Here is a 26232-nt window from a genome sequence, read left to right as displayed (position 1 = left end):
ATCGAAACGGCCGACGCCCCCGCATCCGTCGCCCCGACGCAGGCCGACGCCGGTGTCGAGACGGTGATCGTCGCGACACCGCCCCGCGCGACGCCGCGCGCGGGAGAGTCGGACGTCAGGCCGCAGACCCCTTCGAGCGGAGCGCTCGACGCGTCGGAGCAGGTCCGCTCGGGGCAGCATGCGGTTCCGCGTCGTCTCCGCCGTCGTCGTCCGGAGCCTCGTCTCGACGCGCGGCGCGACGTTCGCGTGCGCCCTCGACGAGGTTGTACAGCGTCGGCAGCACGAGCAGGGTCAGCACGGTCGACGACACCAACCCGCCGATAACGACGATCGCCAGCGGCTGGGAGATGAACCCGCCGTGACCGGTGATCCCGAGCGCCATCGGCGTGAGGGCGAAGATCGTCGCAAGAGCGGTCATCAGGATCGGGCGCAGACGCCGTGAGCCGCCGGCGATCGTCGCGTCGAACGTGCTCAGACCCTTCTCCCGGTACTGGTTGACCAGGTCGACGAGCACGATCGCGTTGGTCACCACGATGCCGATCAGCATGATGACACCGATCAGCGACGCGATGCCGAGCGGGATGCCGCTGACGATCTGCAGCAGGATCGCGCCCGTCGCCGCGAACGGCACCGAGACGAGCAGCAGCAGCGGCTGACGCAGCGACCGGAACGTCGCCACCATGATGATGTAGACGATCAGGATGGCGGCGAGCATGGCGAGACCGAGCTGAGCGAAGCCGTCCTGCTGCTGCGTCAGCACGCCGCCGACGGATGCGTCGGCGCCCTGCGGCAGGTCGGTGTCGGCGAGCGCCTCGTTCACGAGCGTCGACGCGGCGTTCAGGTCGTCGCTCTGCGGGGTGACCGTCACGGTCGCGGTGCGCTGGCCGCGCTCCGTGGTGATCGATGTCGGGCCGTCGGTCTGGTCGACGGTCGCGATCTCGTCGAGCCGCACCGGGCCGGTCGCCGTCGGGATCTGCAGGGCGCGGAGATCGTCGATCGTGGCCGGCGTGGCCGACGCCGCGAGGTAGACGGTGACCGCGGTCTCATCGACCTCGATCGTGCCGATCTGGCGCGGCTGCATGGTGTTCGAGACGAGCCCGCCGACAGCGACCTCGGAAAGACCCCGCTCGGCGGCCGCCGCGCGATCGACCGCGACACTGATGTACGGAAGCGATGCGGCGAGGTTGCTCGACACCTGGCCGAGCCCGTCGCGGGCCTGCAGCGACGCGACGACCGCATCCGTCGCGTTCTGGAGCGTGCTCGCATCGGGCGCGGTGACGTCGACCTCGATGTCGCTCGAGCCGAATCCACCGCCGGCCGCGGCGACCGTGATGGTGCCGACGTCGTCGAGGTCGGCGACCGCGGACTGCACCGCAGCGCGCACCTCGGCCTGGTCTGCGTCCGCATCCGTCGTGATCGAGTAGGTGACTCCGGCGCCCCCACCGCTGAACGCGTCGCGCAGCGCCGAACCGGTCGAACCGATCGAGACCTGCACGGTCTGCACGCCGTCGAGGTCGACGAGCGCCTGCTCTACGCGCTGCGCGGCGGCGTCTTCGGCGTCGAGGCTCGCGGCCGGCGCCAGCTCCTGGGTCACGGTGAGCGTGTTCTGACCGCTGTCGCCGAGGAAGTTGACCTTCATCAGCGGCACGGCGAGGAGCGTGCCGGCGAGCACGACGACCGCGAGGAGCAGGGTGATGAAGCCGTGCGAGAGCGTCCACCGCAGCGCCGGCAGGTACGCCTTCTGCAGCCGGCTCGGCGGCGCGGCCGGGTCCTCCGGATCGATCTGCGCACCGTTCTCGTCGAGGACAGGCTTGCCGGGGCGCAGGAACCAGTACGCCAGCACGGGCACGATGGTCAGCGCCACGAGGAGCGACGAGACCATCGCGATCGTAACGGTCAGCGCAAAGGGGCGGAACAGTTCGCCCGTCAGGTCTCCGACGAACGCGATCGGCAGGAAGACGGCGACGGTCGTCAGGGTCGACGCGGTGATCGCCGCGGCCACCTCCCGGACGGCGAGCAGGATCGAGGCGAGCTTGTCGGCGCCCCGCACGTAATGCCGTTTGATGTTCTCGATCACGACGATCGAGTCGTCCACGACGCGGCCGATGGCGATCGTCAGGGCACCGAGGGTGAGGATGTTGAGGGAGTACCCGAAGGCCTGGATTCCGATGAACGTGATCAGCACGCTCGTCGGAATCGAGATCGCGGTCACGAGCGTGGAACGCACCGAGAGCAAGAAGAGCAGGATCACGAGCACCGCGAAGACGAGGCCGAGCAGGCCCTCCTGAGCGAGCGCTTCGATCGACTGCTGGATGAACGGCGCCTGGTCGAAGACCACGGTGAAGGTTGCGCCGGGCACGTCATCTTCGAGCGTGGGCAGCACGTCCAGGATGCCGCGCGACACGTCGACCGTGTTGGCCGACGGGAGCTTGGTCACCGCGATCGTGAGCGCCGCTTCGCCGTCGACCCGGGAGATCGACGTGACGGGGTCGGCCACCTCGGCCACGGCCGCGACGTCGCCGATCGTGACGGCGCCCGCACCGAACTGCGCCGCATCCGTCGGCACGAGCGGCAGCGATGCGAGCTCGTCGACCGACGTGATCTTCGCGCCCGTCTGCACCGTCAGGGTCTGATCGGACTGGGTGATCTCGCCGCCCGGGAACAGCACGCCGTTCGCATCGAGCGCGTCGGTGATCGCCTGCTGCGTGAATCCGCGCTCGGCGAGTGCCGCCTGATCGGGGGTGATCGTGATGCGCTCACCGATGCCGCCGACGATCTGCGCGGCGTTGACGCCGTCGACGTCCTGGAGCTCGGGAACCACGCTCGATTCGAGGGCGGACTGCGCGGCGGCTTCATCGTCGTAGCCGGTGACCGCGATCTGCACCACAGGGAAGTCGTCGATGCTCGCCGAGATCACGTTCGGCTCGACATCGGCCGGCAGCTGCGACTCGATGCGGTTGATGGCCTGCAGGATCTTCTGCTCGGAGGTCGCGAGATCAGTGCCGTAGGTGAACGACGCCTGGATGATGGACGCGTTGGTCGTGCTCGTGGCGGTCGTCGACTCGAGCCCCGGCACGCCCTGGATCGCGGTCTCGATCGGCGTCGAGACATCGTTGTTCACGACGTCGGGAGAGGCTCCCGGGTAGGTCGTCACGATCGACAGCACCGGAAGCTCGATCGACGGAATGAGTTCCTGCTTGGCGTTCACGAGAGCGAGCGAGCCGAAGATGGCCGCCACGATCGTGATGAGCGCGATCAGCGCGCGGTTCTTGAGACTCAGGACGGCGAGTGAAGACACGGGCGCGCTTTCGTGACGGCCGGCGCGAACCGGGGGAAGGAGGCGTCGCCGCGATGCGGCACGATACATGGCTGTATCGAGCCAAGTATCGCACGCGGGGGTGCCGCGATCTCCGGTTGCGAGCGGAAGAACGGCGGAGCGTCAGGGCGTCAGGGCGTCAGGGCGTCAGGCGAGCAGCGCGTCAGGCGAGCAGTGCGGCGAGCGCGAGGCCGCCGGAGGCCGCAGCGACCGTGAGCACCAGGGTCCCCAGGGCGTTGACGACGGATGCAGTGTTCCGCCGCTCGTCCCAGAGCACGGCGCTCGCGGTGGCCACGGAACTGAAGGTCGTGAAACCGCCGAGGATTCCGATGCCGATGACGGCGAGGATGTCGGCATCCGTCACCGCTCCGACGAGCAGCCCGAGCGCGAACGAGCCCACGACGTTGATGACGAGCGTTCCCCACGGGAAACGCGTGCCCGCGATCGACGTCACCCACAGGTCGAGCACGTACCGGAGCCCGGCCCCGACGCCACCGGCGACCGCAACGAGCACGAAGACGGCGGGGCTCACGGGGTCGCCGCCCCACGTGCGCTGCCGCGGGGCTCGCCATGCGGCCCCCGCGCGAGCCGCAGCCCGACGAGCGCGGCGACCACCCCGAGAACCGCGGTGCCGAGGGTCAGCCAGAGCGAGGCACCCTCCGCTGCCTGCAGCGCGAAGGTGCTGTAGGTCGTGAACCCGCCGAGCACTCCGGTGCCGAAGAACTGCCGCGCCGCCCGCGCGCGCGACGTGTCGCCGTGTCGCACGAGCAACCCGGTGAGGACACCGAGCAGCAGCCCGCCGAGCAGGTTGATCACCGGCACGACAAGGGTCTGCCACACCGGCACCGCGATGAGGAGCAGCCCGGCGCGTGCAGCCGTGCCGAGCGCACCGCCGAGCACGACGAGCCCCAGATGCGCCCACGAGAACCCGCTGCGAGATGCCACGCGCCCAGAGTAGTTCGGCCGGTGCGGCGCTTCTCGCTGCGGGCGGGATGCTTCTCGACTCATGGCCCCGCGTCCTCGCGATTGCGGCCCACGATTCGACGACCGCTCCTACTTCGCCGCCCACAGAGCGAAGGCACACCACCACGAGACGACCACGCACACCACCGGGATGCTCACCGCGATGAGGGTCGCCACCCATTCACGGGCGATGACCGGTCTCAGAGCATTGCGGATCGGAACCCCCACCCACAGCGCGAGGACCGCCAGCACCGCACTCGCGAAGTAGCCGACCACGGTCGCGGACGACCCATTGGCCCCGCTCCACGCCGCTGTCGCGTGCAGCATCGACACGAACCACGCGACCGCAATGACCTCCACGACCGCCCCGAACCCGACGAGCAGCATCCATCCACGTTCCGTGGAAAAGAGCACCCGGCTCGCACGCCCCAGAGCCTGCGCCATGTTCTCGCGGATGAATGTGTACAACGGGACGGCCCACCCCACCATGGCCGCTCCCAGAGCGCTCAGAACGATCAGCCCGATCGCAGCGTTGAACATCACCGGTACCAGATCGACATGGCACCAGATCCTATTCCGGCCCCCCGCGCGAAGACCTCGCGCGGGGGTCAGCCCTCGACGAGGTTGCGGAGGGCCGTCTCGGGCGAGATCGTGAGATCGAGCAGGTGCCCCTTGCCGTACGCCTTCCACACCCGCGGGTCGATGTAGCTGCTGCGCGCCACCGACGGGGTATTGCCGAGGGTCGCCGCGGTCGCTTTCACGGCCTCGCGCTCGCTGATCTTCCGCGCCCGCTTCGTCTCCACGGGCCCGATGCGCGCGAGCGCGTCGGCCGCCGCGATCGTGCCGCGCAGGGTCCGGAAGTCCTTCGCGGTGAAGTCGCCGCCGGTGAGACCCCGGATGTAGGCGTTCACATCGGCCGGGGTGAGCGGCACGCGGCGGCGTCCGCGGCGATACGCGAGCACGGTCGAGCGCGAGCGCGCCCCGGTGAGCGGTTCGAGCGCGACCGCGAGGTCTTCATCGGTGAGCTCGATGTGCGCGCGCACACCGCTCTTCGCCGGAAAGTCGAGCGTCACCACGCCCGCTTCGATGCTGACGTCCCGCCGCTGCAGCGTCGTGAGCCCGCGGCCGCCTCCACGGGCGAGATACTGCCGTGAACCGATGCGGATGGCGCCGGAATCCAGCATCCGGAACGCGATCGCGAGCACTGCCTCGCGGGACTCGTCTCCGCGTCGCAGCGCGGCCGTCACACGTCCGCGCGCGCGGGGCAGCGACTCGGCGAGCGCCAACGCACGGGCGTATTTGCCCCTGTCTCGGCGCTGCGACCAATCCGGGTGGTAGAGGTACTGGCGGCGGCCGGCGTCATCCGTTCCCACCGCCTGGATGTGACCGTGCGCCTCGGTCGTGATCCACACCTCGGTCCACGCCGGCGGGATCACGAGCGCCGTGATGCGCTCCTTGTCGGCGGCGGATGCGGAGTCGCCATCCGGGGCCGTGTACCGGAAGCCGCTGCCCGCACGCGTGCGGGAAATGCCGGGATCTGCGCGCGGATCCACGCGAACGAGACGAACCACCGTGATCAGCGCGCGCGAAGGGCGGTGATGAGCTCGCCCTTCCGCTCGAGACAGTGCCGGGTGAGGCAGTGCCGGGTGAGGCCGGATGCTGACATGGCTGGTCCTTCCGCGACGGGTCGTCGTCCGCCTGGGCCCGACGATAGGCCCGCTTCCGGACCCGTGACCGCGGCTTGACAGAGGGTTCCCCCGCGCACTACGCGCTATCACCCGTTCGCAAAATCCGTCAAGCCCCCAACCTGAGAGATGACCCCATGACACCGTGGAGCGTGCCTAAAACGGCATCCGGGCGTCTACGCGATCTCCCCCCGAGAGGGCGTCCGACAACATCGAGGAGAGTCACCCATGAACATTGCACTCATCATCATCATCGTCGTCGCCATCGTGCTGGCCATCGTCGGCGGCCTGAGCTCTGCGCTCAACTGGCTGCTCTGGGTCGCGCTGATCGTCGGCGTGATCGCCCTGATCGCCTTCCTCTTCCGAGTCATCAGCGGCAACAAGCGCGTCTGACGCCTCGTCACGAAGACGGATGCCGCGGCCCTTCGGGGTCGCGGCATCCGTCTTTCGTTTTCGGGCTCAACGCGGGTCATCCAGATACGCGTTCAGTGCGTCTCTCACGAACGCCGCTCCCGCGTCGCCGCCGTAGTTCGCCCCGAACCGCGCGTCTGCGACGTACAGCTCGCCAAGACCGCGCACGTATGCGGCAGTGTCGCCGTCGGATGCGGACGCGGGCATCCCCGGGATTGCTTCCAGCCACGCGATGTGACGCCGGGCCAGGTCCCGCGCCTCGTCGCCGGCCGGGTCCGCGCGCCGTTCCGCCGCGGCGCGCCACTGCGCGTTGAGGTCGGCCGCATCCTGCTGCCAGGTGGTGCGCGCCGTGGCGTCGAGACCGGTCCACCACTCGTCGGAGCGGACGGCCGCTTCCGTCCCCCAGCGCTCCTCGACCTCCTGCTGGTGACGGGTGTGATCGAACCCGTCGAACATCTTCTCCACCATCACTTCTCCCCTCTTCTCCCACACGTCGATCGTGTTCTCCACGGCGGCGATCTGCCGGCCGATTCGGTCTTGCTCGTGACGCAGCGCGTCCAGGTGATGACGCAGCGCCGTCGTCTCCGATTCGTCGAGATCGAGTACCGCGCGGATGCGTGCCAGCCCGAGGCCGAGTTCTCGCAACAGCAGGATGCGCTGCAACCGCAGCACCGCGCGCTCGTCGTACTGCCGGTACCCGTTGTCCGCGACGCGACTCGGGCGCAACAGCCCGACCGCGTCGTAATGGCGCAGCGTGCGGCTCGTCGTTCCCGACATCCGGGCGACTTCGTGAATCGACCACTCCATGTCGTCTCCTCTCTTCTCCGACGGTAGGCGTTGACGCAACGTCAATGTCAAGATCCCGGGTTCACGACCAATCACGCCCTTCCAAGACGCGATATATCGTGTTATCTTCAGAACGCGATATATCGCGACATTCATCCAGAGGAGGACGACATGAACCCCGAGAAGTGGCTCATCCACCCCGGCGAGACGCGCGTGATCGACCTGGAGGACGTCCACGCCCTCAAGGTCGGACTCGTCGGCGGCCAGATCGACATCGTCGCGCACGACGAACCGGGCGCGCGCATCGAAGTGCACTCCGTGACGATCAAAGATCTGCGCATCTCCGCAGAAGACGGCAAGGTCGAGATCGACCACCCGCAGCTGCGGTGGGACAACTTCCTCGAGGTGTTCCGCAACTTCGGCTCCGGCGGGCCCAAGGCGGAGATCAGCGTCGCCGTTCCCCGCGACGTCGCGCTGACCCTCGGCGTCGTGAGCGCGAGCGCGCTCGTGTCGGAACTGCACGCCGAGGCGCGCGTCAACACCGTCTCCGGGGACGTCCTCGTCGACGGACTCCGCGGCGACCTCGTGGTCAACGCCGTCTCCGGCGACGTGCAGGCGCGGAACATCGAAGGCGCGGTCACCGCGAACAGCGTCTCGGGCGATGTGGCGGCGACCGGTGCGATCACCCGCGCCGCGATCGACACGGTCGGCGGCGCCATGCTCGTCGACGCCAGCGGATCACTGCAGAAGGCGTCGCTCAACACCGTGAGCGGCGAGGCCACCGTCCGCCTCGACCGCGGCCTTCCCTCGAACTACGCCGTCCGCAGCATCTCCGGCACCGTACTCATCGACGGCGTCGTGCAGTCGGGGCGCGGAACCGGCCCGACCACGAACTTCACCGGGTCGATCGGCGAATTGAGCGGCACCTTCGCCGACATCCGCGCCAACTCGGTCTCGGGCGACATCACGGTGCTCCGTCGCGCGTCGGAGCCGGCACCCGAGCCGGTGTCGGCCCCCGAATCCGAGACGACCGATGGCGGAGCGGAGGCGCTCTGATGACCCCGGTCTTCTCCCACGGCGACCTGCGGCTCTACCTGCTGAACCTTCTCGACGAGGGCCCGCGGCACGGGTACGACATCATGCAGGCGCTCGCCGATCGCACGGGCGGCACGTACACACCGAGCGCCGGCACGATCTATCCGCGACTGTCGAAACTCGAAGAAGAAGGACTCGTCAGCAAGCGGGTCGACGGGCGAAAGACGGTCTACGAGATCACCGACGCCGGTCGCGCAGAGGTCACGGCTCGGGCCGGTGACCTCGAGGGCATCGAGTCCGAACTCGCCGACTCGGTGCGCCTGATCGCCGACACCGTTCGAGGCAACGTCCGCGAGGCGATGAAGAGCCTCCGGGCAGACCTCGCCGCCGCGGCCCGCTCCGAGCGGGAGAATCCGCCCGCCGATGAGACGGGTGGCACCGAGGGCGACGACCCCCGCACGCGCGCTCGCGAACAACTGCGCCGCGCCGACCTGCTCCTGGGCGAGTTCCGCAGTCAGGTGCGCGCGGAACTGCGCACGCACGTTGCGCGGGGCGGGGAGATTCCCGCATCCGCCGTCGACGCGCTCGGTGAATCGCTGGATGCAGCGGCCCGCGCGCTCAGCGCGGGCCTGCGCTGAGCTTCAGTCCCTCCAGGGGTCGTCGTCGCCGACGACCGACTCTTGGAGGGGAACGACGAGCACCGGGCGATGCTGGCGATGGGCGAGGCGCGCCGCCACCGATCCGGTGAAGAACTCGCGCATCGTCTCACCGAACCCGCGGCGCCGCGTGCCGACGACGATGACCGCCGCGTCGAGTTCGTCGGCGAGACCCTTGAGCGCCATCGCGGGGTCACCCACCAGTGTGCGGATGGTCCAGGCGACTCCGCTCGGGGCGAGGAACTTCTCCGCCGCCTCCTGAACCCGTTCGAACTCGTGCGTCGCGGCGATACGGGTGAGGTCGACCGGAGCGGAATGCGGAACCCCATCGGGGTCTTCGTAGGTCACGAACCGGGTGACATCCACGTGCGCCACGACGAGTTGTGTGCCGAACAGGGCCGCGTATCGCGCCGCCTCGGCCCAGACACGGGCCGGCAGATTGGGCGTGGCCCCGAGGATGACGGTACCGCCGTCGGCATACGTGCTCATGGTTCCTCCTGCAGCGTGCCCCCCGCGGCGATCGCAGGAAGCCACCGTGTTATTCTGAATGCTACTCTTACCGGCTTGAGCCGGAACACGTGAACGCGTCGAGCACGTAACGAAATCGACGTCAGAACAGAGGGGGTCTCGCATGGGGCGTGGCCGTCAAAAGGCGAAGCACACCAAGATCGCCCGGGAGCTGAAGTCATACAGCCCCGCAGTGAACTATTCGGCGTTGGAGCGTGAACTCGCTCCGCCGGAGACCGACGAGAACCAGTACGTCGATAAGTGGGCCGACGACTACGAAGACGAGTACGAGGAAGAGAAGGCGTAGCGCCGTCTCGCCCACTGACTCTCTCGAGGCGTTCGGTCCGCATCCGCTGGTCGTCGCCGCGTTCGTTCCGGCGCGCCGTCACCACGCCCCGTGACGACGTGACCAGTCCTCTTCCACGGTCCGCGGCCTCGACGCGATGATCGCCGCCGGGATTCCGGCGAGCAGCAGGACAGCAAGCATCCCGAGCGGCACGCCCCATCCGCCGGTCAGGGTGTGGGCGATGCCGACGCCGAACGGAAAGATCGCGGCGATCGCGTAGCCGACGCTCTGCACGATGCCACTGAGCGCGACCGCACCCTCGTGCGTGCGGGTGCGGAGGTTCAACAGCACCAGCACCAGCGGGAACAGCAGCGGACACATGCCGAGCAGCGCCGCCCAGAGCCAGGGCGCCGCAGCGGGCGCGAACGCGAGGCCGCCGAGACCGCCGAGACCCGACGCGACGGCGACGCCGAACAAGATCCCCACCGCCCCGCGGAACCGGGCCACCACGACCGGGACGAGCAGCGAACTGGGCAAGCCCATCACCGCGAAGAGAGACAGCAGGGTGCCGGCCTGCGCGGGCGTCACGCCGGCGAGATCGATCAGGATCTGCGGCAGCCACGCGAAGGCCGTGTAGGCCGTTCCCGACGTCACCGCGAAACCGACGACGAGTGCCCAGGTCGTCGGCAGCGCCCACAGCCGGCGCAGCACGCGCGGCGGCACGGACTCGTCGGGGCGGTCGGCGGCCCCGTCGACGGGGATCCGTTCGCGCCACAACAGCACGAACCAGGGCGCGAGCGCCGCTACCGCGAAGACCGCCCAGAGCCCGAGCGACGCGCGCCAGCCGGCCGCATCCGCCACCGGCACCGCGACGAGCGGCGGCAGGAACGTCGCGATCGCCATCGCGGTCGTGAACACCGTCGTCATGGCGCCGATCCGCCCGGGGAAGTACCGCTTCACGAGCGGCGGCAGCAGCACGTTGCCGACCCCGACAGCCGCGAACACGAGCGCGGTCGCCGCCAGCAGGAGCGTCGCATCGGATGCGGCGGCCCGCCCGAGCAGACCGACCGTCGCCACGGCGAGCGCGATCACGGCCAGGCGCTGCAACCCGAAGCGACGTTCCAGGCCGGGCGTGACGATCCCGAACACGGCGTAGCAGACCGGGGGCGCCGTGCCGATGAGTCCGATCAGCCACGGCGAGAGCGGGATGTCGCGCGCGATGTGGTCGACGATCGGCGAGAGCGACGCGACACCCGTCCGCAGCGAGAACGCGAAGAGCACGATGCCGAGCACCGCCAGGACGCGCCCGCGGCTCTCCGCCGCCACGCGCGTCATCGTCCGAAGGGTCGGGTCGCCCCGGATCCGCGGCGCGGCGACACGCTCACGACGTCTGGGTGCCCTCGACCCAGGCCAGGTACTCGTCCGTCACGGTGCCGGTGATGTACCGGCCGTCGAAGCAGCTCATGTCGAGATCGGTGATGTCGGAGCCCTCGAGAATCGCGGCCTTCAGGTCTTCGACCTCCTGGTAGACCATGTAGTCGGCGCCGAGCTCCTGGGCGATCTCGGGGATCGTGCGCCCGTGCGCGACCAGCTCGTGTCGGGACGGCATGTTGATGCCGTAGACGTGCGGGTAGCGCACCGGCGGGGCCGCGGAAGCGAACGTCACCGTCTTGGCGCCCGCATCCCGCGCCATCTGGATGATCTCTTTGCTCGTGGTGCCGCGCACGACCGAGTCGTCGATCAGGAGGACGTTCTTCCCCTTGAACTCGCTCGACATCGCGTTCAGCTTCTGCCGGACGCTCTTCTTGCGCACGGCCTGCCCCGGCATGATGAAGGTGCGACCGACGTACCGGTTCTTGTAGAAGCCCTCGCGGTACTCGATGCCGAGCTTTCGCGCGACCTGCATCGCGGCCGGACGCGCGGAGTCCGGAATGGGCATGACGACGTCGATGGCCTCGCGCGGGGTGTGCTTCGCGATCGTGTCGGCGAGGCGGTCACCCATCCGCAGCCGCGCCTCGTAGACGGAGATGCCGTTCATCACCGAGTCGGGGCGGGCGAGGTACACGTACTCGAACGAGCACGGCGCGAGCTGGGTCTCGGTGGCGCACATCTGCGAGTGCAGCGTGCCGTCGAGGTCGATGAACACGGCCTCGCCGGGCAGCACGTCGCGGACGACCTCGAACCCGCCGTTCTCCAGCACGAGCGACTCGGACGCGACGACCCACTCCTCGGCGCCGGCGTCGTCGCGGCGGATGCCGAGAATAAGTGGACGGATGCCGAACGGGTCACGGAACGCGAGCAGCCCGTACCCCGCGATGAGCGCGATCGCGGCGTACGACCCTTCGACGCGCTCGTGCACGCGGGTCACCGCCTGGAAGACCTGCGCCGCATCCAGCTCGGGCCCGGAGATCACGGACTGCAGCTCATTCGCGAGCACGTTCACGAGCAGCTCGGTGTCGGAGGTGGTGTTCAGGTGACGGCGATCGGTGTGGAACAGCTCGCCAGTCAGCTCGCGCGTGTTCGTGAGGTTGCCGTTGTGGACGAGGACGATGCCGTACGGCGCGTTCACGTAGAACGGCTGCGCTTCCTCCTCGTTCGACGCGGTCCCCTTGGTCGCGTAGCGCACGTGACCGAGGCCGATGTTGCCGAGGAGCGCCCGCATGTCACGCGTGCGGAACGCCTCGCGAACCTGACCCTTCGCCTTCGCGGCGTGGAAGACACCGCTCCGCTCCGCTGTCGCGATACCGGTGGAGTCCTGCCCCCGGTGCTGCAGAAGGAGAAGCGAATCGTAGATGTCCTGGTTGACCAGGCCCTGCCCGACCATTCCGACGATGCCGCACATGTGGTGTTACTTCGCTCCGTCTCGTGTGGCGTACGCGCCGACCAAGCGCACGGCGCCGCCGTCGACACCCTTCGCCCCCTGGACGAACTCACCGACAGGCCGCGGCCCGTCACCCACGACACCGACCTGCCAGGCGTCGATGCCGTACTCGCGCAGAACGGATGCGGCCGCATCCGCCTTCTCCGCAGAAACGACGGCGAGGAAGCCGATGCCGAGGTTCCAGGTGCCCTCCGTCGCGGTGAGCTCGAGCCCACCGATGTCGGCCAGGACGCGGAACACCGGCGCAGGCGACCACGTCGCCCGGTCGACGTCGACCCAGCTGTCGGGCGGAAGGACGCGGGCCAGGTTCGCCGCGATGCCGCCGCCGGTCACGTGGCTGAGCGAGTGCACGCCGCCGCCGAGAGCGTCGATGAGGGCGAGGACGGGCGTCGTGTAGAGGCGCGTCGGCTCCAGCAGCGCCTCGCCCCAGGTGGCACCGAAGTCCGCCGCGTTGTCGCCGTACTGGATGCCCGCGCCCGCGACGATGTGGCGAACGAGCGAGTAGCCATTGGAGTGCAGACCGCTCGAGGCGAGGGCGATGACCGCATCCCCGGGGCGCACGCGATCGGCGCCCAGCACGCGGTCGGCTTCGACGACACCGGTCGCCGCGCCCGCGACGTCATAGTCATTGACCCCGAGGAGTCCGGGGTGCTCGGCCGTCTCTCCGCCGACGAGAGCCGTGCCGGTGGCCTCGCATCCGGCGGCGATGCCGGTGACGATCGCGGCGATGCGGTCGGGGAAGACCTTGCCGCAGGCGATGTAGTCCGTCATGAACAGCGGCTTCGCGCCGACGACCACGATGTCATCGACGACCATGCCGACGAGGTCCTGACCGATGGTGTCGTGCTTGTCGATGGCCTGCGCGATCGCGACCTTCGTGCCGACACCGTCGGTGCTGCTCGCCAGCAGCGGACGCGTGAAACCGAGCAACGCGGATGCGTCGAACAGCCCGGCGAATCCGCCCACTCCGCCCTGTACCTCGGGTCCGTGCGTACGCCGGACAGCGGTCTTCATCAGCTCGACGGCCAAGTCGCCTGCGGCGGTGTCAACGCCAGCGGCGGCATAGGGGTCGTGGGAGGGAGCGGCCACCTGCACAGCCTACCCGCGCGCCGGGCTTCGGGTACCCGGTGGGGTGGTGCGGGGGGGGGTGGGGGCGGGTTCGGGGGTGGGGGCGGGGTGCGGTGCGGGGGTGGGGGGTGAGGTGCGCGGGGCGAGGGGCGTGCGGGGGCAGGTGCGGGGGTGGGGGCGAGGGGCGGGTGGGCGACCGCCCAGGAGAGGGGATATGGCCGAGCGGAGGGGAAATCAGGCGCGAATCCCCTCATCCGGGCGGTTTACCCTCACCTCGCGGAGGTTGCGGCGGAGCGGGACGAGGGGGCCGGCGACCGCCGAGACGAGGGGATACGGCCGAGCGGAGGGGAAATCAGGCGCGAATCCCCTCATCCGGGCGGATTGCCCTCATCTCGCGGAGGTTGAGACGGGACAGACGCGGACGCGACCGCGCAGAGGAGCGCGGCCGAGATGAAGGGATATCGCCGAGCGGAGGGGGAATCAGGCCAGGATCCCCTCATCCGGGCGGATTGCCCTCATCTCGCGCGGGTTGCGGTGGAAAAGAAGTGGAGCGGATGCACGCGGCCGGACTGCGGGAGCGGACGGGCTACGCGCGGACGGGATGCGGCCGAGAAGAGCAAGTGCCCGCGGTGAGAGTGCGTCTGCGAAGAGGTGATACGGCCGAGCGGAGGGGGAATCGGGCGCGGATTTCCTCATCCGGGCGGATGGCCCTCATCTCGCGCGGCGGATGGTGCGGCGGAACCGGTTCTCGGTGGATGCTGCGCCCCTACAATGGCGCCATGCCGGGCAGCACCGCAGGGCCGCAGTGGATCGTCCGCGAGGACGCGAGTCCGGCCGTCCTGACGGCGCTGTATCTGCGCCAGGTGCTTGGGATCCGCGCGCCGGAGGAGCTTCCGCCGCTTCGCGGCCTCGAAACCGTCGAGGTGTCCGCAACGGACGAACACGCGATGCTCGAGCGGCAATGGCGCGCGTACTGGGCGATGACGGTCGAGCCGCAGGCGCACCTGTCGCCCGTTCCGCTCTCGCTCGTGGAAGGCTTCGACACCTACGCGGCCCTCCCCGTCGACGGGGCCGACGAGTTGCGGCAAGCGATCGAACCTCACGCCGGCGGCGCGCTCGCCTTCGCCCGGGCGGCGAGCGAGACGTACGCGAAACGGGAAGCCGCGGGAACTGGCGCCTCCTACCGCGCGTATGCGAGCGCGATCGCCGTCCACGAGCGCCAGGTCGGGCGCCGGGCGCACTCGTTCGACCTGAACGTGCAGGTACTGCCCCTGACGCAGCGCGGCCTGTGGTGGATCGGATCCCTGACGGTCGCCGTGACCGACGGACTCCGCGGCGACGTCGTCGCGTTCGACGCCGCGATCCACCCGATCATCGCCGAACTCGCCTGACGCGGACGTCGGTCGCGCACCACGCGCCGCGGCGGCAGCATCCGCCCGCGCCCAGCATCCGCCCCGTCTGTCGCCAGATTCGGAGATGCGACGAGGTTCGGATCGCACGCGCCCGAACCCTCCGAATCCCGTGACATCTCCGAATCCGATGACGTCACGCATCCCCCCCGCGGCGCCCGCATCCACCTGAGCGGTGTCAGCATCTGCCCCGCGCCAGCATCCGCCCCGCGCACCGGCCCCTACCTCGCCCCCGCACCCGCCTGGAGGCCGCCCCGCGGTGTCGCCAGATTCGGAGGTGCGATGAGATTCGGATGCCACGCGCCCGAACCCTCCGAATCCCGTGACATCTCCGAATCCGATGACGTCACGGGTCACCTACGGCGCCCGCACCCTGGCCGCGCCCGCATCCGTTCGCCGCACCCCCGCGGCGCCCGCACCCCCGCGGCGCCCGCACCCGCACCGCCCGCGCGGCCCGGCTAGAACGCGCCGTCGGCGACGAGCTCGCTGAGGGGCATCTCGTCGCGCGCGACCGCCGCGGCGACGTCGCTCAGGCGCTCCTGGCGGGAGCGGGCGTACTGGCGGATCATGCGGAACGCGGTGTCCATGTCGACACCGGCTGCGCGTGCCAGGTATCCCTTGGCCTGTTCGATGGCGACCCGGCTGTCGAGCGCGTGTTGCAGCTGCTCGGCCGCGAGAGTGGCGTTCCGGATGGTGCGCTGCTGCAGCAGGCTGATCGTGGCGACGTCGGCGAGGGCCTGCGCGGCGCGGGCGTCGGCGCCGTTGAGTGCGCCCTCGGTTTCGCGGAACAGGTTCAGCGACCCGACCGTCGTGTCTCGCAAGCGGAGGGGGATGGCGTGGACGCCCGCGTACCCGCGTTCTTTCGACGCCTCCGCGAACCGCGGCCAGTGCCGGCGCAGTTCGTCGGCGCTCTCGGCCGTCACGAGCCGGCCCGTCGTGACGGCCGTGATGCACGGCCCCTCCCCCGCATTGAGCTGAAGGAGACCGATGAAGCTGCTGCGTTCGCTCGTGGAGGCGACCACCTGCAGCACGTTGTTCTTGTCGGCGAGATGGATGGCGCCCGCCGCGGCGTCGAACAGCTCCACGGCCCGATCGACCAACGTCTGCAGCACGTCGACGACGTCGTAATCGGCCACCAGGCTGTCGGTGAGTGTGACGAACGTCTCGACCAGACGTGATTCTCGCGAATGAGGCACAGGCGACGTCCCTTCGGTTGGGTGACCGATTCACCGTAACCGCGCGCGGCACACCCCGTTGACCACGGCGGACATGCACATCGGCGCCGCGTCCGGGTCGACTTGCATCGGCGAGCGCGACCGTCTTACCCTGATCGAGCGCTGCCCCAGACCCTGGCCGCCGGAACGTTCTTCATTCTGATGACGCCCAGGGAGCAGCATGAGTACGCACCGCGCACCGTCTGACCGCGCCACGGTTCGAGAGTCGCGTTCTGCTGACGGCCCGCGCACGGATGTCGACGAACGCCCGGTGCCGTCGGGAGACCCGAACACGAGCCCGTTCCGCACGACGGGGCCGGGCAACGGGGCGCGCTCCGGGGGCACGTCCAGCTACTCCGCGCTGCTCGCCCAGGTGAAGGACGCGGGGCTCCTGCGGCGCCGATACGCCTTCTACTGGTCGCTGTTCGCCGTGCTCGTCGTCGCGACGATCGGATGCGGAGTCGCATTCGTGATGATCGGCGAGTCCTGGTGGCAGCTCCTCGTCGCGGCAGCGCTGGGCGTGCTGTTCACCCAGTTCGCGTTCCTCGCCCACGAAGCGGCCCACCGGCAGGTGTTCGAGTCACGGAAGTGGAACGACCGTGCGGGACGGTTCGTCGCCACCTTCGTCGTCGGCCTCAGCTACGCGTGGTGGATGAACAAGCACACCCGGCACCACGGCAACCCGAACACCGTCGGGAAGGACCCCGACATCATGCCCGACACGATCCACTTCCTGCCCGAGGATGTCGCGGCCGTGAAGAGCGCGCCGGTGCGGTTCTTCCTCCGCTTCCAGGGCTGGCTGTTCTTCCCCCTTCTCACCCTCGAGGGACTCAATCTGCACTGGATCGCCGCCCGCTCGGTGATCAGCGGCAACGGGATCAAGGCCGATGTGGCGCACCGATGGCTCGAGGGCGTTCTGCTCGTCGCCCGCTTCGGCATCTACCTGACGGCCGTGTTCTGGTTCTTGCCCCTCGGCATGGCGTGCGCGTTCCTCGGGGTGCAGCTGGCCGTCTTCGGCGTGATGATGGGGGCGTCATTCGCGCCGAACCACAAGGGCATGCCCACGATCGCCCACGACGCGAAGATCGACTTCTTCTCCCGCCAGGTGCGGACGTCCCGCAATATTCGGGGCGGATGGTGGGTCTCGCTCCTGATGGGAGGCCTGAACTACCAGGTCGAGCACCACCTGTTCCCGTCGATGCCGCGTCCGGCGCTGAAGCACGCCCGGCTCCTCGTCCGCGAGCACTGCGATCGCCTCGACGTGCCCTACACCGAGACCACCCTGTTGCGCTCGTACGGGATCGTCATCCGGTACCTCAACCGGGTCGGACTGTCTGCGCGAGACCCGTTCGCGTGCCCTCTCGTCGCCGAGCTCCGCATCCACTGATCCGCTCCACCCTCACAGACCCAGGACACCCCCACTCATGAAGACCATCATCGTTCTGCTCGTCATCTGGGCGATCCTCGCTGTCGTCGGCTTCGCGCTCGAGGGCCTGCTCTGGCTCGGGATCATCGGGGTCGTGCTGTTTCTCGGCACTCTGATCTTCGGCATCGTCCACCACAACCGGAACAAGGCGAAGGCCAAGCCCCGCAGCTGACGCGCCTCTCCCCACCGCATCATCGCGGCCGTCGGTGGCGTGGGACGTCAGACCTCGTCGACGCGGGTGCGCTCGTGATCGACCGATACCTGGCGCGCGCGCGGGCTGAGAATCCGGTCGAACAGCAGCGCGACGACGCCGCCGAGGGTGCCGCCGACGGCGATGCCGATGAGGGCGAGGAAGCCGAAGACCTGCATCTGGCCGTACTCGACGCCGGATGCACTGGCTCGCTCCGTGCCGCCGAACGCGAAGGTCAGGATCATGGCCACGAGGACGCCGAGCGCGGCACCGAGCACAAGGAACACGCCGTACTTGGGGGCGCGGCGCACACGCACGGTCTCGATCCGGTCGTCGACGACGGTGCGGGGAAGGGGGAGGTCCTGCGGCTCTTCGGCCATAACCCCCATTGTCTCACCTGCGACGAAGCGCCGGCCCCCGAAGGGACCGGCGCTTCGGTCGGATGCGGCGGCCGGAGCGCGCCGCATCCGTTCGCTCAGACCGTCAGGCGACGGCGGCGTGCGACGACGAGCAGCGCACCCAGGGCGAGCAGGCCCGCACCCAGCCACATAACCTCGAAGGACGACTCGCCACCGGTGGCGGCGAGGTCACCCGTCGTGGTGCTGTCGCACGGAACCTCGGCGCCCAGCGGGAAGCTGAACGACACCGGGTCGAGTACCGTGCCGGCCGAGTAGAAGCCGGCGAAGGCCTCGGCTCCCGCGGACGTCAGCGTCGCCGACGCGTTCGACCAGCTGATGCGGGCGGACGACTCGGACGCGGCGGGCAGCGAGAGCGTCGCGAAGACGATCCCGGATGCGTTGACCGCGGCGTTGCCGGACGCATCCGTCGACTGCACGTTCAGGATGAGCGATGCCGAAGTGGCGCTGTTCACCTGGATGCGCGGGTTCGACAGGGTCATGTCGAGCAGACCGTTGTGACCCGTGTAGTGCACGGCTCCGGTGTAGCTGACCCGGCCGCGGTCGGAGTCGGTGCTGTACGCACCGGCGCCCGCACCCCAGCCGCCGGAGATGCTGCCGTTCGCGATGCTTCCGGTGATGTAGGAGCGGAAGGATTCCTTCACTCCCCACTGGATGCTGGCACCCGACACCGACTGCGCGACGCACGACTCGGCCGCGGGGGCCTCGACGGCGGGCAGCACGGCGGCGGCCGTGACCGTGAACGGCGCAGACGCGACGACCGCGCCGGCGACGCTCAGCGTCAGGGTGTGCGCGCCCGTCTCGAACCCGGCCGGCACCGCCCAGCTGAACGACACGATCCCGGATGCGGATGCGGTCGCCGTTCCGATCGTCACCGGAGTCGAGTTCGCGACCGCGGTGACGACGTCACCCGGAGCGAAGCCGCCACCGACGATGCTCAGCGTCTGCCCGGGCTGCACAGAAGCGCCCAGCGGGAAGCCCACGAAGGGCGCCGCGGGAGCGGCGACCGTGACCGGTGCGAACGCATCCATCGAACGGTCGGTGATCGACAGACCGTGGGCGGCCGAGGTCGCGACCTGGTAGCTCTTCGTCGCGTCCAGCGTGCCCGCGGGCACCGTCAGCGTCGTGGTGAACTCACCGTTCGTGATCTGACCCGTCTGAACGTGCGCCTGGGCGATCCAGCCGGACGCGGGAAGCGCTCCTTGGCCGCTCCAGAGGGACGTCTCACCGAACAGCACGTACGCACCGTTGGCGGCACCCGGGCCGACGAAGTTCTTGCCCGTGATCGTGAGGACGTTCGTCTTTCCGGCGTCGAGCGCGGTGTTCGGGGTGACCGTGATGGTCGGTTCGCCGACCGGAACCTCGGGCTCGACCGGAACCTCCGGCTCCACCGGGGCGGAGGCGAAAGCGATCGGGACCGCGAGTTCGTTGGCCGCCTGGACCACTCCGCCCGCGCCGATGGTGAAGACCGCGAGCGTCGCGCCCTGGCGGGACTTCGCGTCGAGGGTGGCCTTGTCGATCGTGACGGTCCACGAGAAGTTCGCGGTGCCATCAGCGTTCGTCGTCCACTTCAGGTACGGCGATGCGGTCTCGGTCGACTGCACCCACGCGGAGTAGGCGTTCGAGCGCGCTCCGGATGCCGCGCCCTCCGACGGACGCCACGACTCGTTGATCCAGCCGATCTGGGCGTAGAAGCCAGCCGGCTTGCCGGCCGTCGGGCCGTACAGCCCCAGGGCCGAGGTGTCGAAGTTCGCGCCCGTCACGGTGACGGTCTCACCCTCGGGATCGAGGCCCGCGGTCTTCGACACGGTGATCGATGGGACCACCGGCTCCACCGGGGCCGCAGCGAAGGTGATCGGGGTGTAGGTCTCGAACGGCGCGTACTTCGCGCCGCCGCCCGGGTAGGTGTACACACCCCAGTTGCCGTCGACCAGAGCGCCCTCGGCTTCAGACACCGTCAACGTGGTCGTGAACGTCCCCTCGGGAGTGATCTCGATCGCGCCCGCAGCCGATCCGCCCACCGTGGCCATATCCCCGGCGAGGAGGCCCCATTTGGTATCGAACGTCTTACGTGCGGTGCTCGCGGCACCGGCCGACGGCTGCCACACATCGGCGAATGAGCCGAAGGCGACGTAAGCGCCAGCGAACTTGCCCGCGAGCGGCGGGCGGGTGCCCGACGTCGCCGGAGCGTTCGCGATGAATCCGGTACCCGAGACGGTGACCGTCTCGCCCTCGGAGTCCAGACCGGACGTCTTCGAGACGGTGACGGTAGGCACCGGAGCCGGGAACAGTGCGTTCCAGTCGATCGTCACGGCGGAGCGACTGTAGACGTTCTCGTTGGTCGGGACCGACCGCGACGGCCACGCGATGACCTCGTAGCTCTTGGTGCGGTCCAGCGTGGATGCGCTCTGCTCGAGCGAGCCGGAGATCTGCCCCTGCGCGTTCGGCGACACGGCGGCGTTCGGGAACGCGGTGCCCTGGCCGACGCCGGCCAGATCGGTGCCGGCCGGGATCAACGCGACGTACAGCGAACGCGCCTGCTGACCGGGAAGGAGTGGGATGTCGGCGTAGCCACCGCCGGTGATGGCTACGGTGACCTTCTCGTTCGGAACGACCGTTGACGACCCGGAAACCGTGTAGACCGGAGTCGGCTCAGGCTCAGGCTCAGGCTCAGGCTCAGGCTCAGGCTCAGGCTCGACCGGGGCAGGGAACAACGCGTTCCAGTCGATCGCCACGTCGGCACGGGCGTAGAGGTTCGCATCCGACGGGTTCGAGCGCGACGGCCACGCCACGAGTTCGTAGGTCTTCGCGCGATCCAGCGTCGCCGCCGACTGCTCGAGCGAGCCGACGATGTTGCCCTGCGCGTCGGGGGAGACGGCGATGTTCGGAACGGCGCCGCCCTGACCGATCTCCGACAGGGCCGTGCCCTTCGGGATCAGCGCAACGTAGAGAGATCGCTCCTGCTGCCCCGGCAGCAGCGGAATATCGGCGTAACCCGCACCGCTCACGGCGACGGTGATCTTGTCGTTCGGGGTGCTGGTCGCCGCACCGGCGACGGTGTAACCGTCAGCGGCATGGGCGGGGATGGCAACCCCGAGGGCTGCTCCGGATGCGATCAGCGCGCCGGTCAGCACGCTCGCCAGCACTCGCCACAGCGGTGCTCTTCGTAATTTCTGCACGGGTAGGACTCCTCGAAAGGGGCGGATGCGCCAGGGAAGACGCGAGGCGGAACATCGCCAAACTTAGGAAAGCCTATCCTTACCTGATCGCGAACTGTGAGTGTTGTTCGCAATTCGTTATCGAGAGCGGCGCGGCAGAACGACCGGGCGGCCCGTGTCGGGATCGTCGAGAACCCGCACCGGCGTGCCGTACACGCGCTCGATGCGCTCCGCGGTCAGAACGTCCGACGGGGCGCCCATCGCCTGCATCCGCCCCTCGTGCAGGATCGCGATGTCATCGGCGTACGCGGCCGCGAGCGACAGATCGTGCAGCACGACGACGATGGCCCTCCCCTGCGCGGCAAGATCGCGCGCGATACGCAGCACATCCTCCTGGTGGCGCAGATCGAGCGCCGCCGTGGGCTCGTCGAGGAGCACGATCGGGGTGTCCTGCGCCAGCACCCGCGCGAGCGATACGCGGGCGCGCTCCCCACCCGAGAGCGACGAGAAGACGCGTGACGCGAGGTGCGCCACATCCGCTCGCTCCAGGGCGCGCGGGATCGCCACGTCGTCGGGTCCGGCCGTTTCCGACCCCACCCAGGGCGTGCGTCCCATCTCGACGACCTCGGCGGCGGTGTACCCGAACGACACCTGATTCGTCTGCAGCAGCACGGAACGGATGCGGGACAACTCGCGCGCCCGGAACCCCTCGATCGGGCGGCCGTCGAGGGTCACGGTTCCCGAGGAGCGGGACGCGTCGCCGGTCAGAATGCCGAGCAGGCTCGACTTGCCGGCACCGTTCGGCCCGACGAGCGCGAGGACGCGCCCGTAGGCGACCTCGAGCGTCACGTCTTCGAGGATCGTGGCGCCGCCGACGCGATACCCGACGCCGGAGAGGGAATATGCGATGCGACTCACGCCCACCCCCCGCCCTGCCGGCGGCTGCGCCGGATCAGCCAGTAGAAGAACGGTCCGCCGATCAGCGAGGTGAGGATGCCGATCGGCAGGTCCGCCGACGGCATCAGGGTGCGGGCGAGCACGTCGGCGTACACGAGAAGCGCTCCGCCGCCGAGAGCCGACGCGATGAGCAGTGGACGGTTCGCGGGGCCGATCAGCATCCGGACCAGGTGCGGGATGACGAGCCCGACGAACGCGATGATGCCCACGAACGCGACCGCGACTCCGGTGAGGAGCGCGACGAGCACGATGGAGACGATCCGGAGCCGCTCCACGTGCACACCGAGGTGCGCGGCGGTGCGATCGCCGAGCGCCAGCAGGTCGTAGCGACGCGCCAGGCCGATCGCGACCGCGACCCCCACCGCGCCGACGACGGCGACGATCCCGACCTCGGGCCAGCGCGATCCGTTCATGGACCCGAGCTGCCAGAACACGATCTGCTCGCGCGAGGAGGTATCGCCGAGGAACATGAGGATCGCCAGGCCCGCGCCCGCGAAGGCGTTCACCGCGATTCCGGTCAGGATCAGCGTGACCGACTCGGTGCGTCCCTGGGCGCGCGCGGCGCCGTAGACGAGCAGCGTCGCCCCGAGTCCGCCGGCGAACGCGAGAAGCGCCGTCGTCCACGAACCGAAGAACGACAGGCCCAGGGCGATGGCGGCCGCCGCGCCCAACGCGGCACCCGACGAGACCCCGACCACGCCGGGCTCCGCGAGCGGGTTGCCGAAGATGGCCTGCATCACCGCGCCGGCGACGGCCAGCAGCGCGCCGACGAGCAGCGACATGGCGATCCGCGGGAAGCGGATCTGCCACAGGGTCTGCTCGATGAGCGGATCGGTCGGCGCCCAGCCATTGTCGATGCCGATCGCCCGCAGCACCGAGCCGACGACCTCCTGCGGTGCGATCGCGAGCTGCCCGAGGCCGGCCGACACGATGACGCCGACGACGAGCAGCACCGCTCCGGTCGCGTACACCGCGACCCGGCGCCCCGGGAGTCCGCGGGCGGGCGCGACCTCTGCGCTCACGAGCCGGATCCGGATGCGGGCGCGTAGATCGCCCGCGCCAGCGCGTCGAGCACGAGCGCGGAACGCGGACCGAACGACAGGATCTGGCCGTCGTCCATGTCGACGAAGCGGCGGTGCTCGCCCGCGGCCGTGAGAGCGATCGCGGGCTTGTCGGCGAGCAGTCCGTCGACTCCGCCGACGGACTCGATGCCGTGCGTCATCACGAGCACCAGATCGGGATCGGCGGCGACCATCGCCTCATCCGTCATCGGTTTCATGCCGTCCCAGCCCAGCTCGCCGGCGACGTCGATCCCGCCGAGGCCCTCGATGAGCTGGTCGGCGCCCGATTCCTCGCCGAAGAGGTAGTAGACCCCCGCGCTGCCACGGAGGTAGAGGAACAGCATCCGCAGCTTCTCGCCGTCCTCGCGCGGTGCGATGGCCGCGATCTCGGCGATCTTCGCGTCGACGTCCGCCTCAACGCGATCGGCCAGCAGGGTGCCCGCATCCGGAGCGCCGTAGACCGCCGCCACGTCGTGCGCCAACTGCGCGGCGCCGGCGAACGACGGCTCGTTCGCGACGAAGACGACCGCGATGCCCACGTCGCGCAACTGCTCGACGACGTCGCGGGGGCCGATGCTGCCGTCCGTGAGCACGAGCGTCGGCCGCAGGGCGATGACCGATTCAGCGTTCACCGTGTGCCCGCCCGACGTCACGACCGGGATGTCTTCCGTGCCCGGGAAGGTGACGGCCTGATCGACGCCGACGAGGGTGTCGCCGAACCCGAGCCCCCAAACCGTCGCCGCGATCGAGCCCGACAGGTCCATCGCCACGACGCGAGACGTGTCGTCGACCGTGACCGAGGAGTCACCCGCGGAATCGTGTGAGACGACCGTCGCGGGCAGCGCCTGCGCGGGGTCATCCGCGACCGGATCGATGCCCGCATCCGCCATCACGGCCGTCGACTCGCCGACGTACCCGCGCGGGTCGTCGACGAGGTCGAGCGCAGACAGCGGCGTGCTCGCATCGGCGACGACCGAGCTCGCCGTCGGAGCCGGCGTCACCCCGGCGCACCCCGACAGCGCGAGGGCTGCCAGCGCCAGAGCGGCCGCGAGGCGGATGCGGCGTCTCACGCGGAACCGTCCGGAGTGCGCGGGTCGTCCGGGGTCGCGGGGGCGTCTGCGCCGGAGGGGGCGGCGTTGTCGCCCGCGTTGGAGGGGGCGCCGTTGTCCCCCGCGCTGGCGGGGCCCGCGGGGTCGCCCGCGTTGGCGGGGCCCGTCTCAGCACCGGTCGCACCGGAGGTGCGGCGCCGCAGCACAGCCCAGACGATGATGGCCGCCGCGAGGATACCGCCACCGAGCCAGGGGATCCACGAGAGGTCGGCGGGGCCGTCAGCGGAGGCCGCGACCGGGGTCGGCGTGGTCGCGGCGGATGCCTCCGTGGTCGGTTCCGGCGTCGGCTCGGGTTCGGGGCACTCGACCGTGAACGAGAAGGTCACCGGGTCGAACGGGGTGCCGGCGTCGTAGCTTCCGAACGCAGCGAAGCCCTCGGCCGTCATCGTCGTCGGCACCGCCGTGCCGGTCACGGTGAGCGAGTCGCCCGACGACTGGAGCGGCGCGGCGGCCAGGTCGAGCGACACGATCGGCACCTGCGCGAGAGAGGCCACGTTCTCGGTGTTGCCGGCCATCGCATCGTCCATGCTGAGCGACGTGATGTCGAGAAGGAGGGCACCTGAGCCATCGGCGGCGAAGCGCAGAGTCGGGTTCGCGATGGTGGTGTCGAGGAGTCCGTTGTGCCCCGTGAAGTGCACCCCGCCCACGTAGTGCACGTCACCGACGAGGGTCGCGGGATCGAACTCCCCCGTGGCCGCCGACCATCCGAAGTTCGGGGTCTCGTAGGTGGCGCCGCCGGTCGGTTCCCACGCGCCCTTCGCGATCGTGCCGGAGATATAGGAGCGGAACGACTCCTTGAATCCCCACGTCAGGGTGCCCGCGGTGATCGTGCACGACGCGGCGGGGGTCGCTGCCGCGCTCGAGACAGCGGCGCTCGAGGCAGCGGCGTTGGCGTCAACGACAGCCGGGACGGCCGCGATCGCCGGGGAGGCGGCACCGGTCAGTGCCATCGGCGCGAGTGCCAGCGCGAGTGCGGCCGTCCATCCCGCGCGGGCGGACGAACCGGGGCGGGCAGAGCGCTGTGACACGGGAGGGCACCTCTCGGCGAGCAGTGGCGTGGCATCCGGCGCTGACCGTCGGGGCGGTCGCGGAGACGTCAAGGTGACTCCGGCGCGGGTTGGTTAGGAAAGCCTAACCTTTTCTACGTTAGGCCACGCGAGTTCGCCCGCCAAACCCGAACGTCGAACGTGTTACCCGCGACGGGCTCGACGCGTCACGGGCGCAGCGGCAGCAGATCGGAGATGTCGGCGCGCGTGCCCGAGGCCACGATGCGACCGGCGGATGCCGCATCCGCCCACTGCTCGGCACCCGTCGCGACCGCAATCCACGTGCGCGCATCCGTCTCGACGACGTTCGGGGGCGTGCCGCGGGTGTGCCGCGGGCCTTCGATGACCTGCACCGCGCCGAAAGGGGGAACCCGCACCTCGACCGTGTGGCCGGGCGCCTTCTCAACCAGCAGCTGCAGCAGATAGCGCACGGCGGTGGCGAGATCGGTGCGACTCGGGTTTTCGGCCGCGGAGACGCCGGCGAGCGCCGCTCGTCCCTCTTCGGTGGAGATGCGGCGGGCCATGTCTCCACGGTACTTCGTCGCACAACTCCTCCAATCCTGGCCCGAACCCGCCCGATACGCGCCGGAGGGCCGAAGGTGGAGGAGTTGTGCCGGGCACGCGCCGGCCACCGGCGCGAACGATGGCCCGT

25 protein-coding genes are annotated in these 26232 nt (G+C 69.8%); 7 read left to right on the top strand and 18 right to left on the bottom strand.

Features of this window, described 5'->3' with window-relative positions:
- Nucleotides 1-115 precede the first annotated feature (115 nt).
- The 5 genes from LQ938_RS00965 to LQ938_RS00945 all read right to left on the bottom strand — a co-directional run bounded on the left by LQ938_RS00965 (nt 116) and on the right by LQ938_RS00945 (nt 5850).
- Complete coding sequence (locus tag LQ938_RS00965; RefSeq protein ID WP_223722198.1) at nt 116-3298, bottom strand: efflux RND transporter permease subunit; 3183 nt, start codon at nt 3296-3298, stop codon at nt 116-118.
- 181 nt (nt 3299-3479) lie between these two features.
- A complete protein-coding gene (locus tag LQ938_RS00960) occupies nt 3480-3848 on the bottom strand; it encodes a fluoride efflux transporter FluC (protein WP_223722197.1) in 369 nt (122 codons plus the stop codon).
- Complete coding sequence (locus LQ938_RS00955) at nt 3845-4261, bottom strand: fluoride efflux transporter FluC (protein ID WP_223722196.1); 417 nt, start codon at nt 4259-4261, stop codon at nt 3845-3847. The genes LQ938_RS00960 and LQ938_RS00955 overlap by 4 nt, the downstream gene beginning before the upstream one ends.
- 108 nt (nt 4262-4369) lie before the next feature.
- Complete coding sequence (locus tag LQ938_RS00950; RefSeq protein WP_223722195.1) at nt 4370-4819, bottom strand: hypothetical protein; 450 nt, start codon at nt 4817-4819, stop codon at nt 4370-4372.
- A 68-nt stretch (nt 4820-4887) separates the two neighbouring features.
- Entirely contained in the window at nt 4888-5850 is a 963-nt protein-coding gene (locus LQ938_RS00945; RefSeq protein WP_223722194.1) for a DNA topoisomerase IB, read from the bottom strand.
- Between the two features lie 342 nt (nt 5851-6192).
- Between LQ938_RS00945 and LQ938_RS00940 the strand changes: the two genes are divergently transcribed.
- On the top strand, nt 6193-6357 hold the full coding sequence (locus LQ938_RS00940; RefSeq protein ID WP_223722193.1) for a hypothetical protein: 165 nt from the start codon (nt 6193-6195) through the stop codon (nt 6355-6357).
- 66 nt (nt 6358-6423) lie between these two features.
- On the opposite strand, the gene LQ938_RS00935 is transcribed toward LQ938_RS00940, so the two are convergent.
- On the bottom strand, nt 6424-7182 hold the full coding sequence (locus LQ938_RS00935; protein ID WP_223722192.1) for a MerR family transcriptional regulator: 759 nt from the start codon (nt 7180-7182) through the stop codon (nt 6424-6426).
- A gap of 150 nt (nt 7183-7332) precedes the next feature.
- Between LQ938_RS00935 and LQ938_RS00930 the strand changes: the two genes are divergently transcribed.
- On the top strand, nt 7333-8217 hold the full coding sequence (locus LQ938_RS00930) for a DUF4097 family beta strand repeat-containing protein (RefSeq protein ID WP_223722191.1): 885 nt from the start codon (nt 7333-7335) through the stop codon (nt 8215-8217).
- Nucleotides 8217-8834, top strand: a complete 618-nt coding sequence (locus LQ938_RS00925; RefSeq protein WP_223722190.1) for a PadR family transcriptional regulator — start codon at nt 8217-8219, stop codon at nt 8832-8834. Before LQ938_RS00930 ends, LQ938_RS00925 begins: the two co-directional genes overlap by 1 nt.
- 3 nt (nt 8835-8837) lie before the next feature.
- Here LQ938_RS00925 and LQ938_RS00920 read toward each other — a convergent pair whose 3' ends face one another.
- Complete coding sequence (locus tag LQ938_RS00920) at nt 8838-9341, bottom strand: universal stress protein (RefSeq protein WP_223722189.1); 504 nt, start codon at nt 9339-9341, stop codon at nt 8838-8840.
- Nucleotides 9342-9483: 142 nt separating this feature from the next.
- On the opposite strand from LQ938_RS00920, the gene LQ938_RS00915 reads away from it, so the two are divergent.
- On the top strand, nt 9484-9666 hold the full coding sequence (locus LQ938_RS00915; protein WP_223722188.1) for a DUF3073 domain-containing protein: 183 nt from the start codon (nt 9484-9486) through the stop codon (nt 9664-9666).
- 78 nt (nt 9667-9744) lie between these two features.
- On the opposite strand, the gene LQ938_RS00910 is transcribed toward LQ938_RS00915, so the two are convergent.
- Genes LQ938_RS00910 through purM form a run of 3 tightly spaced genes read right to left on the bottom strand, consistent with a single transcriptional unit; the run spans nt 9745 to nt 13621 of the window.
- On the bottom strand, nt 9745-10980 hold the full coding sequence (locus tag LQ938_RS00910; RefSeq protein ID WP_223722187.1) for an MFS transporter: 1236 nt from the start codon (nt 10978-10980) through the stop codon (nt 9745-9747).
- A gap of 46 nt (nt 10981-11026) precedes the next feature.
- The gene (purF, locus tag LQ938_RS00905) at nt 11027-12487 is read right to left on the bottom strand and encodes an amidophosphoribosyltransferase (RefSeq protein ID WP_223722186.1); all 1461 of its coding nucleotides are present in this window, start codon (nt 12485-12487) and stop codon (nt 11027-11029) included.
- Nucleotides 12488-12493: 6 nt separating this feature from the next.
- On the bottom strand, nt 12494-13621 hold the full coding sequence (gene purM / locus LQ938_RS00900; RefSeq protein WP_223722185.1) for a phosphoribosylformylglycinamidine cyclo-ligase: 1128 nt from the start codon (nt 13619-13621) through the stop codon (nt 12494-12496).
- Between the two features lie 752 nt (nt 13622-14373).
- Between purM and LQ938_RS00895 the strand changes: the two genes are divergently transcribed.
- Nucleotides 14374-14985: a zinc-binding alcohol dehydrogenase gene (locus tag LQ938_RS00895; protein ID WP_223722184.1), complete on the top strand. Its 612-nt coding sequence runs from the start codon at nt 14374-14376 to the stop codon at nt 14983-14985.
- Nucleotides 14986-15461: 476 nt separating this feature from the next.
- Here LQ938_RS00895 and LQ938_RS00890 read toward each other — a convergent pair whose 3' ends face one another.
- Entirely contained in the window at nt 15462-16199 is a 738-nt protein-coding gene (locus tag LQ938_RS00890) for a GAF and ANTAR domain-containing protein (RefSeq protein WP_223722183.1), read from the bottom strand.
- Between the two features lie 199 nt (nt 16200-16398).
- Here LQ938_RS00890 and LQ938_RS00885 point away from each other — a divergent pair, with 199 nt between their 5' ends.
- On the top strand, nt 16399-17604 hold the full coding sequence (locus LQ938_RS00885; RefSeq protein WP_223722182.1) for a fatty acid desaturase family protein: 1206 nt from the start codon (nt 16399-16401) through the stop codon (nt 17602-17604).
- 37 nt (nt 17605-17641) lie between these two features.
- Nucleotides 17642-17815 carry a hypothetical protein gene (locus LQ938_RS00880; protein WP_223722181.1) on the top strand — a complete coding sequence of 58 codons (174 nt, stop codon included), beginning with the start codon at nt 17642-17644 and terminating at the stop codon, nt 17813-17815.
- A gap of 47 nt (nt 17816-17862) precedes the next feature.
- On the opposite strand, the gene LQ938_RS00875 is transcribed toward LQ938_RS00880, so the two are convergent.
- From LQ938_RS00875 to LQ938_RS00845, 7 genes are all read right to left on the bottom strand, one after another.
- On the bottom strand, nt 17863-18213 hold the full coding sequence (locus LQ938_RS00875; protein ID WP_223722180.1) for a potassium transporter Trk: 351 nt from the start codon (nt 18211-18213) through the stop codon (nt 17863-17865).
- A gap of 95 nt (nt 18214-18308) precedes the next feature.
- Nucleotides 18309-21428: an HtaA domain-containing protein gene (locus LQ938_RS00870; protein WP_223722179.1), complete on the bottom strand. Its 3120-nt coding sequence runs from the start codon at nt 21426-21428 to the stop codon at nt 18309-18311.
- 117 nt (nt 21429-21545) lie between these two features.
- On the bottom strand, nt 21546-22325 hold the full coding sequence (locus LQ938_RS00865) for a heme ABC transporter ATP-binding protein (RefSeq protein WP_223722178.1): 780 nt from the start codon (nt 22323-22325) through the stop codon (nt 21546-21548).
- The gene (locus tag LQ938_RS00860; protein ID WP_223722177.1) at nt 22322-23386 is read right to left on the bottom strand and encodes a FecCD family ABC transporter permease; all 1065 of its coding nucleotides are present in this window, start codon (nt 23384-23386) and stop codon (nt 22322-22324) included. Before LQ938_RS00860 ends, LQ938_RS00865 begins: the two co-directional genes overlap by 4 nt.
- Nucleotides 23383-24495, bottom strand: a complete 1113-nt coding sequence (locus LQ938_RS00855; protein WP_223722176.1) for a heme/hemin ABC transporter substrate-binding protein — start codon at nt 24493-24495, stop codon at nt 23383-23385. Before LQ938_RS00855 ends, LQ938_RS00860 begins: the two co-directional genes overlap by 4 nt.
- Nucleotides 24492-25562, bottom strand: coding sequence for an HtaA domain-containing protein (locus LQ938_RS00850; RefSeq protein WP_223722175.1), 1071 nt, complete (start codon nt 25560-25562; stop codon nt 24492-24494). Before LQ938_RS00850 ends, LQ938_RS00855 begins: the two co-directional genes overlap by 4 nt.
- 185 nt (nt 25563-25747) lie before the next feature.
- Nucleotides 25748-26104: a sterol carrier family protein gene (locus tag LQ938_RS00845; protein ID WP_223722174.1), complete on the bottom strand. Its 357-nt coding sequence runs from the start codon at nt 26102-26104 to the stop codon at nt 25748-25750.
- Nucleotides 26105-26232: the final 128 nt, after the last annotated feature.

This window comes from Microbacterium sp. cx-55 (genome assembly GCF_021117345.1).
In the GTDB taxonomy this organism is placed as follows: Bacteria; Actinomycetota; Actinomycetes; order Actinomycetales; family Microbacteriaceae; genus Microbacterium.
This window is presented reverse-complemented; position numbering and strand designations above follow the sequence as displayed.